Below are 16,017 nucleotides of genomic sequence, written 5' to 3' on the forward strand. Positions count from 1 at the left end.
ATAGAAGCCGTTAAATCCACTCAAGAACTTCACCACAAATCTACAGCATCAAAAATCTGCAATACCATTTATATAAGCAAAGAAAACTGCTTCATTTCATACCCAACAGCCCTACACCTGATCAAATTCCGACTTATATTCGATCATGCTTATTGAAATCCAAGCCCACCACATCAATACCAGCTTGACGATACTCGTTATAAATATTACTTATTGCCCTTGAAGACTCTGCACGTAACACAGCAGAAGGGACTTCAAAAGAAACCACAGACTCAAAATCGAAAAGCTTGTCGAGGCTAAGAAGTGCGCTTGTGAAAGCTCCAGCAATCCCCCAAGGTAAGTAACCCAGCTTCAATAAGTATAGCTCTGCTGGCAACCCGAGAGGATTGACAGGAATATTGAGTTGACTCTCAATCAGTTCGAGCTTACTAGGTGTATCAGCCCTGTGTGGTATATACTTTATTTTTTTTCCGCGCTCTTCAAAATATAGCTTGGCTTTACTGATAAGTTCCAGCTCATGCTCCAACGACATGATACCAGCTTCACTATACTTTGCACCAAAATAAAAAACGATTCCCACGTCAACTTCTTTATTTCTGCTTTCTGCCCTCAAAGCTCGATAATCATTATGTACTGAACTCCCATCACCCGAACTCCTAACAAATGAACTAAAGATGATCGGCTGTACATAATGATCACCGGAGAGCCATCCCGATTTCTTGTTACGATGCAAAAAACCTTTATCTATATATTTTTTCTTCGCCTCTATGACACCCACCCCATCATCGGTCAGATAGACACTTTCTGGCAATAACTTTATCTTGAGGTCATGCATCCACTCACTTTTAAAGTCACCCATACACACTACATTTGCATGCCCCTCACATGCTTTGATGATTTTATATTTTATAATTCTTTTTTTAGCCCAAGAGAACTGCTTGATCCTGCACAGAAAAGACACCTCCTTGCATTCAGGCCAATCCAAAGCTTCAACTGTTTTCTTGAGCTGATAATCATGAGTTTTTTTCTTTCTCTCACCCGAATACTTCACTACGAGCAAAACCCTTTCATCAGCAAACTTCTGTTTAAACAATTCGTAGCATGAAATCACCTGCAGGGGTGATTCAGCGAGAAAAAGCACCATTTTAGCTTCCTTTCACAAACTGCAAACGCCTCTTAGCTTGGGCAAAGAGAATAAGAACACTATAGAGCAGAGCAACTTGAAAATTTTTCTCAGCTTCTAAGTGATACCGGCAACTGCCAATCTATCGGCACATCGCCACGTGCCTCCAGCCAGGCGTTGGCTTGCGAGAAGTGGCGAGAGCCGAAGAAACCGCGGTGCGCTGCGAGGGGGGATGGGTGCGGCGCGTGGAGCACCAGGTGCTTCTGGGTGTCCACAGCACGGGCCTTCTTCTGGGCATGACTGCCCCAGAGCAGGAAGACGACACCCTCACAGTGCTGGTTGATCACGTCGATGGCGCGGTCGGTGAATTGCTCCCACCCCTGCTTCTGATGCGAGGCGGCCTTGCCCTGCTCGACGGTCAGCACGCTGTTGAGCAGCAAGACGCCCTGCTTCGCCCAGCTTTCCAAGAAGCCGTGATCGACGGGCTCGACGCCGACATCGGTAGCCAGTTCCTTGTAGATGTTCTTCAGCGAAGGCGGCGGGCGCACACCGGGGCGCACCGAGAAGCACAGTCCATGCGCCTGGCCCGGGCCATGATACGGGTCCTGGCCGAGGATCACGACCTTGACGTTGGAGAGCGGCGTCAGCCAGAAGGCACGGAACCAGTCATCGGAGTGCGGATAGATGACCTTGCCGGCATCTTTCTCGGCGCGCAGAAAGTCGCGCAGGCGCTGCATATAGTCAGCCTGAAACTCTTGGCCAAGATGCGCCTGCCAATCGGCAGGCAACACCTCGGAGCGGCCAGTCGCGGCAGTCTCCAACGGCATGTCAGCTATCGCTCTCTTGCTTCTTGAGCTGCTCGGCGATCGGCTCGACGTAGGCGATACCCATGTCCCACGGGAACTGGATCCAGCAGTTCTGCGGCACTTCGGTGATGAAGCCATCGACCAGCGGACGACCTTCCGGCTTGGCATAGACGGTCACGAAGTGCGCCTTGGGCAACATGTCACGCACCGCACGTGCGGTATTGCCGGTGTCGACCAAGTCATCGACCAGCAGCCAGCCGTCACCGTCGTGGTCGACGCCCTTGACCACTTCCAGCCCCCCCTGCTCCATGTGGTCGTGATAGCTCTTGATGCACACGGTATCGATGTGGCGGATACCCAGCTCGCGGGCGATCAGGCCGGCCGGAATCAGGCCACCGCGGGTGATGGCGATGATGCCCTTGAAGTCGCGACCACTGAGGTCGTGACATAGCGCACGCACATCACGGTGCAGCTGGTCCCAAGAGACGATGAAGTGGTCGTGGTAGCGTTCGGAAGACATGTGGGTCACTCGCAAAGACGAAACAGAAGGAAAGCATGGTGGCTGGCGCGCCACCGCACAAGGGGAAGATCCACTCAGCCACGCCAGAGCGCGGACAAGGGCCTCAGATTCGCTGCCCGCAGCAACGACGATGGCCCTGCCAGAAGACAGGGCCATCGCGTCAAGCCGGCATTACTCGGATTCGGTGAAGCTGCACGCCGCGAAGACACTGTGGCCTTCTTCACGAATGCGCGCGGAGCCGCCGATTTCTGGCAGATCGATGATGGCTGCCGTCTCGACGACCACACCACCGGTGCGCTCGATCAGCTTGCAGGCCGCCAGCATGGTGCCGCCGGTCGCGATCAGGTCATCCATCACCAGGATGCGATCGCCTTCACGGAAGGCATCGGAGTGCAGCTCGACGGTGGACTCACCATATTCCAGCGAGTAGGTCTCGCTGATGGTCTTGAACGGCAGCTTGCCCTTCTTGCGCACCGGCACGAAGCTGCAGCCCAGCTCGTAGGCCAGCGGAGCACCGATGATGAAGCCACGCGCATCGATGGCGGCGATGGCGTCGATTTCCATCTCCTGATAGCGGTGCACGAAGGAGTCGATCAGCTTGCGGAACGCGGCGGAGTTCTGCAGCACCGGCGTGATGTCACGGAAGTTGACACCTTTCTGGGGCCAGTCCGGCACGGTGCGGATGACAGACTTGATGTAGTCGCTGTAGATGCTCATTAGAGGGCTCCGTCGAGGAACAGGTATTTGCAGGCGAACAGGATGGCGAGAATCACCAGCCCCGGGCTCAGATCACGATAACGGCCGGAGAACAGCTTGATCACGGCGTAGCTGATGAAGCCCAGCGCGATCCCGTTGGCAATCGAGTAGGTCAGCGGCATCACCAGGGTAGCGATCACCACCGGTGCCGCTTCAGTAATGTCGTTCCAGTCGATGCGTGCCAGGCCGCCCGTCATCAGGCAGGCGACATACAGCAGCGCACCGGCAGTGGCGAAGGCCGGAATCGAGGTCGCCAGCGGCGACAGGAACAGGCTGACGAGGAATAGGCCGGCAACGACGACGGCCGTCAGGCCGGTACGTCCGCCGGCGGCCACGCCGGTGGCGGATTCGATGTAACTGGTCACGTTCGAGGTGCCCATGACAGAGCCGACCATGGTGGCACTGGAATCTGCCATCAAGGCCCGTCCCAGCTGCGGCAGGTGGCCACGCTCGTTGGTCAGGCCAGCCTGCTGGGAGACGGCGATCAGCGTGCCCGAGGTGTCGAACAGATCGACGAACAGGAAGGCGAAGATGATCGACACCATGCCCAGGTTGAAGGCGCCGGCGATATCGAGCTCCGCCAATGTCGGCAGCATGCTCGGCGGCATCGAGGCAAAGCCGTGGAAATCGTTGTTGCCGGTCAGGGTCGCCAGCAGCGTGACGAGCAGTATGCCGATCATCACCGCACCGATCACCTTCCGATACGACAGCGCGACGATCAAAAAGAACGAGAGCAGTGCATACATGGCCGCCGGCGAGGACAGATCGCCCAGCGTGACCAGCGTGCCCGGGGCGTCGACGACGATGCCGCTGCCCTGCAGGGCGATGATCGCCATGAACAGGCCGATGCCCGCGGCGATGCCGGTCTTCAGCGAGGCGGGAATGGCATTGATGATCCACTCGCGAATCTTGAAGGCGGAGAGCAGGAAGAAACTCACCCCGGACAGGAAGACCGCGCCCAGCGCGACCTGCCAGGGCACGCCCATCTGGCCGGCGACCGTATAGGTGAAGAAGGCCGTCAGTCCCATGCCCGGTGCCAGCGCGATCGGGTAGTTGGCGTAAAGGCCCATGACCAGACAGCCGATGGCTGCCGCCAGACAGGTCGCGACGAACACGGCGCCGTGATCCATGCCGGTGGAGGCCAGCATTGAGGGAGCCACGAAGATGATATAGGCCATCGCGAGGAAGGAGGTAAATCCTGCGATGACTTCGGTACGCACATTGGTACCGTGCTCGGAGAGCTTGAAAAGACGTTCCAGCATTGAGGTAGCCCCTATCCTTGAGCAGTGCCTGTCCGGCAAGGCGCAGTGGTCGGTGATTGTCAGAATCAGCAGATCAAGACGAACTCGCTCGGACAGGTATGCCGCACAGGGCGTCGGATGAAGCTTTTCCCCTGTTCAGCCTGCCTGAACCACGATGCCCCGCCAGCGGCAGGGCATCGAAAGGCGCAACATGGTACCCAAAGGTCTGCAGCGAATCGAGCATTCCCGGCATATTTCCTGACCAGTCAGACGAGTTCTGGCGTCCTGCCAGTGAGATGATCCGCTGCAGACCTGCAAGCCTCATGCCAGTCGGGAGGCCATGACCCGCTCGACGGTCTCGACAATGGCCTGGGTCTGCGGGTCGACTTCAAGGTTGACCTGATCACCGACGGCGCGCACGCCCATCAGGGTGCGCTCGAGCGTCTCGGGAATCAGATTGACGCAGAAGCGTGTGCCCTGCACCTCACCGATCGTCAGGCTGACACCGTCGAGTCCCACATAGCCCTTGTCGAACAGAAAACGCATCAGCTCGGCCGGCGCCTGGAACCAGATACGACGATTGTCCGCAGTGGCCTCGATGGCATCGATGGTCACCATCGCCATCACGTGCCCGGACATCGAGTGCCCGCCGATCTCGTCGCCGAAGCGTGCCGCTCGCTCCACGTTCACGACGCTGCCCACCTCGAGCTCGCCCAGATTGGTCAGACGCAGCGTCTCGCGCATCAGGTCAAAGCTGGCTAGTTGACCCTCAAGCGCCGTCACGGTCAGACAGCAACCGTTATGGGCCACCGAGGCCCCCAGCTCCAGCCCCGCCTCCAGTCCCGCCGGCAACCGGACCTGATGCGTGCGAAAGTCAGTGCGTTCTTCAATGGCCACCACTTCCGCCATGCCTTGTACGATACCCGTGAACATGCGTGATCTTTCCTTGCACTGCTGCTTCTTGCTGTCGAGAAGCCGTGAATAAGGGACGGCATGCAGCAGCGAGATGACCGGCATGCCCAGCCGAAATCCTAGCATGGTGGACTTGCCGTCGACATGCTGGCGTTGTCTGCCGTGGGAGTGCGCGGCGTTGTCGCCCTCGCCTCCCATCTCCCGTCTCCCGTCTCCCGTAACAGGCGAGCACGGCTGTCACGGCGAGCGCGGAGCGGGCCGCAACTCATCCCCGACTGACCGTCAAGACAGGAAAGCCGTCGCTGGCGATTGAAACCCGCGTCACGACAAGAGCCTTGTAAGAAATGGCTTACAGAGCGTATCGCCAAATTGCCATGTCGAACGACAGTTCGAATAAACGTCCAGCGCAAGACCAAAGTCGTTGACACCCCCAAGGTGACTGATAGAATGCGCCTCAAATCTGTTTGGCGCCGATTTGTACCCGGATTGCGGGCGCCCACCACGAGAGCTGGTCTCACGGGGTGCAAGTTCTGCTAAAAGGGTGTGTCCAGCGTTGATGGCCACCCGTCTTGGGTGGTCTTTTTTCTTCCCACTGGATCGCTCCCCTCTTCGCTGTCTGCCATGTGCGCAGACGCCGGCAGAACGTTCTGTCCTCTACAGACCTTCGCCCGCAATCCGGTTGGTGCCTTAACCACTCGGACCCCCATGATCACACTCAAGAACGTCTCCAAGACTTACGGCAGTGGTGACAAGGCCGTGGTCGCGCTCAAGGATGCCAGCCTCACGGTTCCTCAGGGCGCCATTACCGGTGTCATCGGCCTGTCCGGTGCCGGCAAGTCGACTCTCATTCGCTGCGTCAATCTGCTCGAACGCCCCACTGCCGGTAGCGTCGTCGTCGATGGCCAGGAATTGACCGAGCTCGACGAGTCCGCGCTGCGCAGCGCTCGTCACCAGATCGGCATGATCTTCCAGCACTTCAATCTGCTCTCCTCACGCACGGTCTTCGCCAATGTGGCGCTGCCGCTGGAGCTGGCTGGCATCTCGAAGGACGAGATCAGAAAGCGCGTCGAGCCATTGCTGGAGCTGACCGGCCTGAGCGACAAGGCCGGCCAGTATCCTGCCCAGCTGTCCGGGGGTCAGAAACAGCGTGTGGCCATCGCCCGCGCCCTGGCCAGCCGCCCCAAGGTGCTGCTGTGTGACGAGGCCACCTCGGCGCTCGACCCGCAGACCACCGCCTCCATCCTTGAGCTGCTCAAGGACATCAACACCAAACTGGGCCTGACGATCCTGCTGATCACCCACGAGATGGAAGTGGTCAAGAGCATCTGTGATCAGGTCGCCCTGATCAGCGGCGGTGAACTGGTGGAAGTGGCCTCGGTAGGCGATTTCTTCACCGCACCGCAGACCCGCCTGGGTCGCGAGTTCCTCAATGACTTCCTGGAACTTGAGCCGCCACGCGCGCTGGTCGAGCGCCTCGAAGCCACCGCCGGCCCGCACACCCACCCGGTGGTGCGCCTGGCCTTCAGCGGCGACGCCGTCTCCACTCCGCTGATCTCGCGCCTGGCGCGTGAATGCCAGGTGGATGTCAGCATCCTGCAGGCCAAGGTGGAATCCATTCAGGACCGCACCCTGGGCCTGATGATCGCCGAACTGATGGGCGACAGCGGCCAGACCCAGCAAGCGCTCGATTATCTCGAATCCCACGACCTGAAAGTGGAGGTGCTCGGCCATGTCACCCGCACTGCTTGAACTCGTCCTGTCCTCCACCCTCGAGACCCTGTACATGGTCGCGGTGGCAGGCCTGATCTCCGCGGCACTCGGCATTCCGCTGGGCGTGGCACTCTACACCTCGCGCCCCGGCCAGATTCTCGCGCGCCCGGCACTCAACAGCGTGCTGAGCATCATCACCAACATCGGTCGCTCGGTGCCGTTCATCATCCTGATGGTGGCGATCATCCCGCTGACGCGCCTGATCGCGGGCAGCTCCATCGGCACCAATGCCGCCATCGTGCCGCTGACCATCGCCTCGATTCCCTTCGTCGCCCGCCTGATCGAAGGCGCGCTGAATGAAGTCGGCCCGGGGCTGGTCGAGGCCGCACAGGCCATGGGTGCCACGCCGATGCAGATCATCACCAAGGTGCTGCTGCCGGAAGCACGCAGCGGCATCATCAATGGCCTGACCATCACCGTGGTGACGCTGATCAGCTATTCCGCCATGGCCGGCACCGTCGGTGGCGGTGGCCTGGGGGATCTCGGCATTCGCTACGGCTACAATCGCTTCGACCCGATGGTGATGCTGGTGACCGTGGTCATCCTCGTCGTCATGGTGCAGGGCTTCCAGAGCCTGGGCGACCATCTGGTGCGCAAGTCGAACCACAAGTAAGCGTCGCTCCATGAGCGGTGGCTGATATAGAAGTGGCGTTCGATCTACAAATCACACGGCTTTCGGTATCGTGATGGCTCATCACCATGAGCCGTCACTCATAACATCCCGCGGACCCCGCCGGTCACGTCGGATCACAAGGAGAACATCGATGCGCAACATGCTGACCACGCTTTCTTCCCCGCTGCGCCTTGCCGGCGCTGCCACCCTGCTCGGCGCCACCCTGCTGGCAGGCTGCGGCAACGACGCGTCCGACGAGAACACCCTCAAGATGGGTACCGTCGCAGGCCCGGAAACCGAAGTGATGAAGGTCGCGGCCGAGATCGCCAAGGAAAAGTACGACCTGAACGTCGAGATCACCGAGTTCACCGACTACGTGTCTCCCAACGCCGCACTGGCCGATGGCTCTCTGGATGCCAACGCCTACCAGCACCAGCCGTACATGGAATCCATGGTGCGTGAGCGTGGCTACAAGTTCGCCAGCGCCGGCAAGACCTTCGTGTACCCGATCGGTGCCTACTCCGAGAAGTACGCAGACATCAGCGAACTGCCGGACGGCGCGACCATCGCCCTGCCGAACGATCCGTCCAACGAAGGCCGCTCCCTGATCCTGATGCACGACCTGGGTATGATCGAGCTGACCGACAAGGGCAACCTCGAAGCGACTCCGATCGACGTCGCCAAGAACCCGCATGACTACCAGTTCAAGGAAATCGAGGCTGCCCAGCTGCCGCGCATCCTGCCGGACGTCGACCTGGCCTTCATCAACAACACCTTCGCTCAGCCGGCTGGCCTGAAACCGGAAGACGCGCTGATCCGTGAAGGCGCCGAGTCCCCGTACGTCAACCTGATCGTCGTGCGCCAGGGCGATGAAGACAGCGAGAAGGTGCAGAAGCTGGTCAAGGCCTACCAGACACCGGAAGTCGAAGCCAAGGCAGAAGAGCTGTTCAAGGGCGCGGCGGTGCCGGGCTGGAAGTAAGCCTCACCCCACGTCACTGACAGACGCCTGAACGCAAAGCGCCGACCACTGGTCGGCGCTTTTGCATCCGGTGGATGACGCATCTCATCACGCATCTCATCGCGCCCAGATGCCGGCGCAGCGCGAGAAGACACACGCGCAGGACACGCTTGAAACAGGCGACCCGCGACCGCATTCCTGCGCCATCTCCCCACTTACCTATCCCTCAGGAGCCCTCATGGCCACTCGCCCCGACTATTCACTGCTGGCCCGCCAGCTGGATGCCATCCTCGATACCCGCGACTGGCTGACCAACGCCTCCCAGACGGCTGCCTTCGTCAACATGACGGTGGAGAACCTCAACTGGGCAGGCTTTTATGTGCAACGTCAGCCGCAGGTCCTGCACCTGGGGCCATTCCAGGGTCAGCCGGCCTGCCACCCGATTCCCTTCACCAAGGGCGTGTGTGGCGCCGCCGCCACCGAGCGCACCACCCAGCGTGTCGCGGATGTACACGCCTTCCCGGGCCATATCGCCTGTGACGCCGCCTCGCGCAGCGAGCTGGTCATCCCAGTGCTCATCGAGCAGGGCGGCCAGCAAGTGCTGTGGGGTGTGCTGGACCTGGACAGCCCGAGCCCCGAGCGCTTCGACGAAGAGGATCAGGCCGGCATCGAGCGCCTGGTCGAGATCTTCATCGCCTCCAGCGACTTCGACAGCGTTCCTGTCTGACAAACTGAGCGCCCGCCTGACAGGCAGCCAGAACGTCAGCATCACGCTCTGCCGCCCGCCGCGCCACTCGCACGGCGGGCGGTTTGCGTTGTGGCCTGTCAGGCCTTGCACAGCCCCGTGCGAGATGACAGGTTAAGAGCTCTCGCCCCCGACAGGAGCCAAACATGTCATCCCGGTCGCCATCTCATCCCTCGTCGCCCTCTACTTCGCCCTCCACATCATCCTCCTCCCCGGATTCGCCGCCCCCACATGCGGAGGCCTCGCTGCAAAATCACGACGATGCGCATGCCGGCCTTGAGCGGGTCATCAAGCATCTTGAGCGTATCAAGGCCTTCACGGCGCGCACCGGCAATGACCTCGGCGCCAAGCGCACCCTGCTTGAGGCCTACTTCGCTGCCGACGCCAGCATTCTCGACACCGGCGTGACACCGCGTCTCGCGATGGTACCGGGTGGCGAGGGAGAGCGTGTCTGTGAGGTATTGCCGGCACCCGATGATGCACCAGCGCGCCCGCGTCGCCTGCTGTATGTGCATGGCGGCAGCTGGATCGCAGGCTCGCCTGCCGGCCATCGCCCTCTGGCCAGCCGTCTGGGGCGAGCGGCACGCGCCGAGACCTACACCCTGGATTACCGCCTCGCGCCCGAGGCCGCCTTCCCGGCCGGCCTGCAGGACGTGCTGGCCGCGTGGCGCTGGCTGTGTGACGAATACCCGCAGGACCACCTGCTGCTGGCCGGTGACAGCGCGGGCGGCAACCTCACGCTGGCGGCCCTGAATGCGCTCAAGAGCGCAGGTGAGCGGCTGCCGGATGCGGTGATCGCCTTCTCGCCCGCCACGGACCTCAGCTGGGGCAGCGCCTCGCTGTCGCGCAAGGCCGAGGTGGACCCGATCCTCGATCCCAATCTGCTGCCCTTCGTGAGCATGGCCTATGTGCAGGACGGTACCGACATGAGCGATCCGCGCATCTCGCCGCTGGAGGGAAATCTGTTTGACCTGCCTCCGACGCTGATCCAGTGCGGCGAGGCGGAGATCCTGCTCGACGACAGCCGTCGCTACGCCACTCAGGCGCAGGACTGCGGCTCGCCCGTCACATTGAGTCTGTGGCCGGACATGCCACATGTGTTCGTCGGCTTCGCCCCGCTGCTGAGCGCTGCCAATGCCGCCCTCAAGGAAGCACGCGAATTCCTCGACGCTACGCTTGCCTGAGCGGCGCGCACCAGTCCCGCGGCAGATTTTCATGACACGCACACGAAAACGCCCGACTCGATGAGCCGGGCGTTCTCTGGAATCTGGTAGGACCAGGCGGATTTGAACCGCCGACCTCCACGATGTCAACGTGGCGCTCTAACCAACTGAGCTATGGTCCTGAAGTGTGGCAGATGACATAGGAACACTTGAAACATACCGTGGAACGGCTTGGTAGGACCAGGCGGATTTGAACCGCCGACCTCCACGATGTCAACGTGGCGCTCTAACCAACTGAGCTATGGTCCTGAATCAAGTGGCGCGATGTTGCCATCAGTGCCGATGCTGGTAGGACCAGGCGGATTTGAACCGCCGACCTCCACGATGTCAACGTGGCGCTCTAACCAACTGAGCTATGGTCCTGTGTCAGCATGCTGAAATGCGAAGCAGTGTGATGCGAAGTGCTTTGCCCTGTCAGCGAGGACGTATTCTACGCAACTCCCGTTTTGATGCAACCCCCTGATGATAAAAAATTTTCTCGCCATTCCGCCTTGCCATGATTAGGTAAAAAGAACGGGCACAGAGCAGGCATGGATCGCGCCGCGCGCGCGGCACGCAGGCGAGGCTCGTCATGATGGCCAGGCCTGAAAGGGACTCACCTGATCAGATCTGCCCGGCTCTGCTCTGCTCCGCCCTACGCCGCCAGCCACTTTCGCCGAATGGCACAAGGTTGGCTGGCAGCGCACGGACACGACAATGACTGGCCGCAGCGCCTCGACAGCTAGAGGAAGACCCGACGCAGCACAGCGGCCAACACGGCCCCCAGCAAGGGGCCGGCGATGGGCACCCAGGCATACTGCCAGCCCGAACTGCCCTTGCCGGCAATCGGCAACACCCAATGCGCGATGCGCGGCGCCAGGTCACGCGCCGGATTCATCGCGTTGCCCGTCGGCCCACCCAGTGACAGGCCGATCGCCCAGACCAGCACACCGATCAGATACGGCAGCGCCTGATCGGTGATCAGCGCGCTGTCGACCATGCTGCCGATGGCGAAGATGAGCACTACCGTCGCGATCGCTTCACTGATGACATTGGCCGTCTTGTTGGCCACTGCCGGATCAGTACAGAAAACCGCGCGTTTGCGCAGCGGGTCTCGGGTCACCTCCCAATGCGGGTAATAGGCCGCCCACACCAGTACCGCCCCCATGAAGCAGCCCAGCAGCTCCGCCAGCATCATCCTGGCGACCTTGAGCTCGTCGGTATGCACGCCCAGCAGGTATTTCGCGATCGTCACCGCCGGATTGAGATCGCCGTAGGGCGACCCTGTCGAGGTCGAGACCAGCACCCCGACCATCACGGCAAATCCCCAGCCGGCATTGATCATCAGCCAGCTGGAACCCGCTCCCTTGGTGCCCCTGAGCATCGCATTGGCGACCACACCACCTCCCAGCAGAATCATGAAGGTGGTACCCAGAAACTCGCCCGTCATGACGTCAGTCCACATCTTGATGACCTCCGCCACTTGCCCCCTGTCAGTCGTCTACCGCCACCTCTCGCCCGCACGAACGCGCCCCATGACAATGGAGTGGTGCTATCGCCGGGGGATGGCAAGAAAAGGCGGAGACCCGAAATGACTTCGCCCCGTCGAGGGACGGGGCGAAGTCAGGCTACAGTGCCACAGGTGCAGGGGACTGCTCCAGCAGATTGCGGCAAGGATTTGTTACAGCAGCAGATGCCACATGGAGGCCGCGATCAAGGCCCCCGCCAGGGGGCCGGCGATCGGCACCCAGGCATACCCCCAGCCGGAGGCGCCCTTGCCGTGGATCGGCAACAAGGAGTGTGCGATACGCGGGCCCAGATCACGTGCCGGGTTGATGGCATAGCCGGTCGCGCCACCCAGCGAGAGGCCGATGGCCCATACCAGCATGCCGACCAGATACGGCAGCAGGCCAGCGCTGATGGTGCCGGAGCCGACGATGGCACCGATACCGAAGATCAGCACCACGGTTCCGATCACTTCGCTGAGCATGTTGCCCAGACGACACTCGACTGCCGGGTCCGTGCAGAACACCGCCCGCTTGAGGCCAGCATCGCTGGTGCGCTTCCAGTGCGGCAGATAGGCCAGCCACACCATCACGGCACCGGCGAAACAACCGAGCATCTGCGCGATGACATGTCGCGCCACATCCATGAGGGTGGCATGCACCCCGAGCAGATACTTGGCCAGCGTCACCGCCGGATTGAGGTCCGCCTGGGGCGAACCGGTCGAGACGGCCACGAACACGCCGATCATCACGGCAAAGCCCCAGCCGGTGGTGATCACGATCCAGCCGGAACCATTGCCCTTGGTGTCAGACAACACCACATTGGCGACCACGCCACCGCCGAACAGGATAAGGAACAGACAGCCGAGAAACTCGCCTGTCATGACATCGGTCCACATGCTCAGTGGCCTCCGTCGCTTTTCACTCTTTCCACCGCTTCCAGCCAGCCGGCGTAGAGGCGCTTACGCTGCTCTTCCGCCATTTCCGGCGCGAAGGTACGCTCGCAGTGCCACAGCTCGCTGATCTCATCCAGGCTTTCATACCAGCCGATATGCAGACCGGCCAGATACGCGACGCCCAGCGCCGTGGTCTCCAGCACGCGCGGACGATCCACCTTCACGCCCAGCATGTCAGACAGGAACTGCATCACCCAGTTGTTGCTGACCATGCCGCCATCCACGCGCAGATTCGCGCAGTTGATAGCCACGTCATCCAGCATGCACTCCTGCAGGTCACGCGTCTGATAGCACACCGACTGCAGGCCGGCCGCCACGATATCGGTGATGCCGGTGCCACGGGTCAGCCCCAGAATCGCGCCACGCGCCTGCGGGTCCCAGTGCGGTGCTCCCAGGCCGGTGAAGGCCGGCACCATGTAGACGCCGTGGTCGGCCTTGGCCGCACGCGCCAGCGGTTCGGTCTCGGAGGCATCGGAAAACAGCTTCAGGCCATCACGCAGCCACTGCACGGTTGCGCCCGCCACGAAGATGCTGCCTTCCATGGCATAGGTCGGCTTGCCATTGAGGCGATAGCCCACCGTGGTCAGCAGACGATTGCGGGACAGCTCCATCTTCTCACCGGTGTTCATGATCATGAAGCAGCCAGTGCCGTAGGTGCTCTTGCTCATGCCGGGCGTGAAACAGGCCTGGCCGACCAGCGCCGCCTGCTGATCGCCGGCCACGCCGCGAATCGGCATCGCCGCACCGAACAGCTGCGGGTCGGTGGTGCCGAAATCATCACTGGAATCCAGCACTTGCGGCAGCAGGCTTTCCGGGATACCGAACAGCTCCAGCAGCTCGCTGTCCCAGCACTGATCGACGATGTTGAACAGGCAAGTACGCGAGGCGTTGGTGGCATCGGTGACGTGACGCTTGCCGGCGGTCAGCTTCCAGATCAGGTAGCTGTCGACGGTACCGAAGGCCAGCTCGCCCTTCTCAGCACGTGCGCGAACGCCTTCGACATTCTCGAGAATCCAGCGCAGCTTGGTCGCGGAGAAATACGGGTCGATCAGCAGACCGGTCTTCTGCTGGATCATGTCACCATGACCGGCCTCGGAAAGCTCACGACAGTACTCGTGGGTGCGGCGGTCCTGCCAGACGATGGCGTTGTAGACCGGCACGCCGGTCTCGCGGTCCCAGACGATGGTGGTCTCACGCTGGTTGGTGATCCCGATGGCGGCCACCTGCTCGGCGCCGACATTGGTGTTGATCAGTGACTGACGCACGGTGCGCTTCACCGACCCCCAGATATCATCGACGTTGTGCTCGACCCAACCGCTGTCCGGGAAATGCTGCGGGAATTCTTCCTGTGCCAGACCTGTCACCGTCCCTTCACGATCGAACAGGATGGCGCGGGAGCTGGTGGTACCCTGGTCGATCGCGAGAATGCGCGTGGGTCCATCGACGCGAGAGTCTTTCTCTGGCTTGGGGCTAGACATTATGACTGTCCTTGGCTTCGAGGCTGCTTCTGAGAGTACACGTCAGCGGAGACTGCGGTACTTCACTATATTGGCTCGGGTATCATGTGAGGGCGACAGGAGAAAGCGGGTTGGCTTTGTCCTCTTCACGCTTGGCAGGCGCAGCGAGAACACTTCCTCTTGAACCATCACAACCGAACACGAAATGTTCGTCTTCGAATATCGCTGCAAACGTTAGCGCCAAATGCGCGCTATCACAAACGTATTACCAATCAATATCATTGTACCTTGGTCTCATGTCTATTGCGCCGACATGGACTGTTGCAGCTTCGCAACACCTTGACGCAATTCGTCAAATTGCACTGACGCCCCCCTGTTGGATTAGGATGTACCCTCACTGGACGACCCCACTCCCCAACGGCAACCGTGATGCGCACTTGCTGACATGAAGTGAACTCACGTTCCGCAGCCGCTGACAACAAGAGAGCAGGATGATGCAGCCAAAGCGCCATCGCGCCATTGTCGAACTGATCACGCGTCAGGGATATGCCTCCATCGAGCAGCTGGCCAGTCACTTCGAGGTCACGCCGCAGACCATTCGTCGCGACCTCAATCAGCTGTCCGAGGCCGGCGCGCTCAAGCGCGTGCACGGGGGCGCGGGGCTTGAGTCCAGTACCGTCAGCACCGCCTACAGCACCCGCAAGACATTGAACCTGGGCGCCAAGCGGCGCATGGCGGCCGCCCTGGCCAGGCAGATTCCTGACCACGCCTCGCTGTTCATCAACATCGGCACCAGCAACGAGATGGTGGCCGAGGCGCTATGTGATCATCACGGGCTTGAAGTCATCACCAACAACCTGAACGTGGCGGCCATCCTCCAGCACAAGGAGGGTTTCAACGTCATCGTGGCCGGCGGCATGGTGCGTTCCCGCGATGGCGGCATCATCGGCGAGGCCACCATCGACTTCATCAACCAGTTCAAGGTCGACTTCGGGATCATCGGCATCAGCGGCATCGATGAAGATGGCTCGCTGCTGGAATTCGACTATCAGGAAGTGCGTGTCGCCCAGGCGATCATCCACAACTCACGCCAGGTCTTCCTGATCGCGGATCACTCCAAGTTCCAGCGCAATGCGGTCGTGCGCCAGGGCAACCTGAGCCAGCTCGATGCGCTCTTCACCGATATCCAGCCCCCGGAAAGCATCCTGACCCTGATGCGTCAGCACGAGGTCGCGCTGCATGTCGCCGGTGACGAGTCGTCGGACGAGAGTGGTGGCACTTGAGCTCGATGACGCGTCACCCAACCCACTAGTCGCCTCACCAACAAGTCATCGCGCAATCAGGTCATCGCGCAATCAAGGGGCCAGGCAATACGCCGACGTGCAGCCTGGCCCGGCTCTCATCCCTTATCCCTCGCCCCCTTTTCCTTCTTGCCCCCTTTACTTCTTCCCCC

Annotated in this window: 15 protein-coding genes and 3 tRNA genes; 6 read left to right on the top strand and 12 right to left on the bottom strand. The window is 60.8% G+C overall.

Annotated features, from left to right (window positions below; all coding sequences use genetic code 11):
• Positions 1-133 precede the first annotated feature (133 nt).
• From AOG28_RS17070 to AOG28_RS17095, 6 genes are all read right to left on the bottom strand, one after another.
• The gene (locus AOG28_RS17070; protein ID WP_054557302.1) at positions 134-1,144 is read right to left on the bottom strand and encodes a hypothetical protein; all 1,011 of its coding nucleotides are present in this window, start codon (positions 1,142-1,144) and stop codon (positions 134-136) included.
• Positions 1,145-1,233: 89 nt separating this feature from the next.
• A complete protein-coding gene (ung, locus tag AOG28_RS17075) occupies positions 1,234-1,950 on the bottom strand; it encodes a uracil-DNA glycosylase (protein WP_054557303.1) in 717 nt (238 codons plus the stop codon).
• Position 1,951: 1 nt separating this feature from the next.
• The gene (gpt, locus tag AOG28_RS17080) at positions 1,952-2,449 is read right to left on the bottom strand and encodes a xanthine phosphoribosyltransferase (RefSeq protein ID WP_043335607.1); all 498 of its coding nucleotides are present in this window, start codon (positions 2,447-2,449) and stop codon (positions 1,952-1,954) included.
• A gap of 171 nt (positions 2,450-2,620) precedes the next feature.
• The gene (locus AOG28_RS17085) at positions 2,621-3,166 is read right to left on the bottom strand and encodes an adenine phosphoribosyltransferase (protein ID WP_054557304.1); all 546 of its coding nucleotides are present in this window, start codon (positions 3,164-3,166) and stop codon (positions 2,621-2,623) included.
• The gene (locus AOG28_RS17090) at positions 3,166-4,467 is read right to left on the bottom strand and encodes an NCS2 family permease (RefSeq protein ID WP_054557305.1); all 1,302 of its coding nucleotides are present in this window, start codon (positions 4,465-4,467) and stop codon (positions 3,166-3,168) included. The genes AOG28_RS17085 and AOG28_RS17090 overlap by 1 nt, the downstream gene beginning before the upstream one ends.
• A gap of 300 nt (positions 4,468-4,767) precedes the next feature.
• Entirely contained in the window at positions 4,768-5,556 is a 789-nt protein-coding gene (locus AOG28_RS17095; RefSeq protein ID WP_442854960.1) for a riboflavin synthase subunit alpha, read from the bottom strand.
• A 507-nt stretch (positions 5,557-6,063) separates the two neighbouring features.
• On the opposite strand from AOG28_RS17095, the gene AOG28_RS17100 reads away from it, so the two are divergent.
• From AOG28_RS17100 to AOG28_RS17120, 5 genes are all read left to right on the top strand, one after another.
• Positions 6,064-7,107, top strand: a complete 1,044-nt coding sequence (locus AOG28_RS17100) for a methionine ABC transporter ATP-binding protein (protein WP_054557306.1) — start codon at positions 6,064-6,066, stop codon at positions 7,105-7,107.
• The gene (locus AOG28_RS17105; protein WP_054557307.1) at positions 7,088-7,741 is read left to right on the top strand and encodes a methionine ABC transporter permease; all 654 of its coding nucleotides are present in this window, start codon (positions 7,088-7,090) and stop codon (positions 7,739-7,741) included. The genes AOG28_RS17100 and AOG28_RS17105 overlap by 20 nt, the downstream gene beginning before the upstream one ends.
• Positions 7,742-7,901: 160 nt before the next feature.
• The gene (locus tag AOG28_RS17110) at positions 7,902-8,720 is read left to right on the top strand and encodes a MetQ/NlpA family ABC transporter substrate-binding protein (RefSeq protein ID WP_043335679.1); all 819 of its coding nucleotides are present in this window, start codon (positions 7,902-7,904) and stop codon (positions 8,718-8,720) included.
• Positions 8,721-8,937: 217 nt separating this feature from the next.
• Complete coding sequence (locus AOG28_RS17115; protein ID WP_054557308.1) at positions 8,938-9,426, top strand: GAF domain-containing protein; 489 nt, start codon at positions 8,938-8,940, stop codon at positions 9,424-9,426.
• A 164-nt stretch (positions 9,427-9,590) separates the two neighbouring features.
• Positions 9,591-10,628 (top strand): alpha/beta hydrolase, encoded by a 1,038-nt coding sequence (locus AOG28_RS17120; RefSeq protein WP_054557309.1) that lies wholly within the window; start codon positions 9,591-9,593, stop codon positions 10,626-10,628.
• An 84-nt stretch (positions 10,629-10,712) separates the two neighbouring features.
• On the opposite strand, the gene AOG28_RS17125 is transcribed toward AOG28_RS17120, so the two are convergent.
• The 6 genes from AOG28_RS17125 to glpK form a co-directional block, all read right to left on the bottom strand.
• Positions 10,713-10,789: transfer RNA gene (locus AOG28_RS17125), tRNA-Val, on the bottom strand.
• 50 nt (positions 10,790-10,839) lie between these two features.
• Positions 10,840-10,916 (bottom strand) — tRNA-Val (locus AOG28_RS17130).
• Between the two features lie 37 nt (positions 10,917-10,953).
• A tRNA-Val gene (locus tag AOG28_RS17135) sits at positions 10,954-11,030 on the bottom strand.
• Positions 11,031-11,388: 358 nt separating this feature from the next.
• Positions 11,389-12,111, bottom strand: a complete 723-nt coding sequence (locus AOG28_RS17140) for an MIP/aquaporin family protein (protein ID WP_082388956.1) — start codon at positions 12,109-12,111, stop codon at positions 11,389-11,391.
• Between the two features lie 216 nt (positions 12,112-12,327).
• Complete coding sequence (locus AOG28_RS17145; protein WP_052384798.1) at positions 12,328-13,050, bottom strand: MIP/aquaporin family protein; 723 nt, start codon at positions 13,048-13,050, stop codon at positions 12,328-12,330.
• A gap of 2 nt (positions 13,051-13,052) precedes the next feature.
• Complete coding sequence (gene glpK / locus AOG28_RS17150) at positions 13,053-14,585, bottom strand: glycerol kinase GlpK (RefSeq protein WP_054557310.1); 1,533 nt, start codon at positions 14,583-14,585, stop codon at positions 13,053-13,055.
• Between the two features lie 470 nt (positions 14,586-15,055).
• On the opposite strand from glpK, the gene AOG28_RS17155 reads away from it, so the two are divergent.
• Positions 15,056-15,847 carry a DeoR/GlpR family transcriptional regulator gene (locus tag AOG28_RS17155; RefSeq protein ID WP_054557311.1) on the top strand — a complete coding sequence of 264 codons (792 nt, stop codon included), beginning with the start codon at positions 15,056-15,058 and terminating at the stop codon, positions 15,845-15,847.
• The last annotated feature ends 170 nt before the right edge of the window (positions 15,848-16,017 follow it).

Source organism: Cobetia sp. UCD-24C, assembly GCF_001306765.1.
In the GTDB taxonomy this organism is placed as follows: Bacteria; Pseudomonadota; Gammaproteobacteria; order Pseudomonadales; family Halomonadaceae; genus Cobetia; species Cobetia amphilecti.

Excerpts from the sequence above, each read along its gene's own strand:
- AOG28_RS17085 (WP_054557304.1), bottom strand. The coding sequence starts at position 3,166 with ATGAGCATCTACAGCGACTACATCAAGTCTGTCATCCGCACCGTGCCG.
- AOG28_RS17090 (WP_054557305.1), bottom strand. The coding sequence starts at position 4,467 with ATGCTGGAACGTCTTTTCAAGCTCTCCGAGCACGGTACCAATGTGCGT.
- glpK (WP_054557310.1), bottom strand. The coding sequence starts at position 14,585 with ATGTCTAGCCCCAAGCCAGAGAAAGACTCTCGCGTCGATGGACCCACG.
- AOG28_RS17145 (WP_052384798.1), bottom strand. The coding sequence starts at position 13,050 with ATGTGGACCGATGTCATGACAGGCGAGTTTCTCGGCTGTCTGTTCCTT.
- AOG28_RS17100 (WP_054557306.1), top strand. The coding sequence starts at position 6,064 with ATGATCACACTCAAGAACGTCTCCAAGACTTACGGCAGTGGTGACAAG.
- AOG28_RS17115 (WP_054557308.1), top strand. The coding sequence starts at position 8,938 with ATGGCCACTCGCCCCGACTATTCACTGCTGGCCCGCCAGCTGGATGCC.
- AOG28_RS17140 (WP_082388956.1), bottom strand. The coding sequence starts at position 12,111 with ATGTGGACTGACGTCATGACGGGCGAGTTTCTGGGTACCACCTTCATG.
- AOG28_RS17120 (WP_054557309.1), top strand. The coding sequence starts at position 9,591 with ATGTCATCCCGGTCGCCATCTCATCCCTCGTCGCCCTCTACTTCGCCC.
- AOG28_RS17095 (WP_442854960.1), bottom strand. The coding sequence starts at position 5,556 with ATGGGAGGCGAGGGCGACAACGCCGCGCACTCCCACGGCAGACAACGC.
- AOG28_RS17105 (WP_054557307.1), top strand. The coding sequence starts at position 7,088 with ATGTCACCCGCACTGCTTGAACTCGTCCTGTCCTCCACCCTCGAGACC.
- AOG28_RS17070 (WP_054557302.1), bottom strand. The coding sequence starts at position 1,144 with ATGGTGCTTTTTCTCGCTGAATCACCCCTGCAGGTGATTTCATGCTAC.
- AOG28_RS17155 (WP_054557311.1), top strand. The coding sequence starts at position 15,056 with ATGATGCAGCCAAAGCGCCATCGCGCCATTGTCGAACTGATCACGCGT.
- gpt (WP_043335607.1), bottom strand. The coding sequence starts at position 2,449 with ATGTCTTCCGAACGCTACCACGACCACTTCATCGTCTCTTGGGACCAG.
- ung (WP_054557303.1), bottom strand. The coding sequence starts at position 1,950 with ATGCCGTTGGAGACTGCCGCGACTGGCCGCTCCGAGGTGTTGCCTGCC.
- AOG28_RS17110 (WP_043335679.1), top strand. The coding sequence starts at position 7,902 with ATGCTGACCACGCTTTCTTCCCCGCTGCGCCTTGCCGGCGCTGCCACC.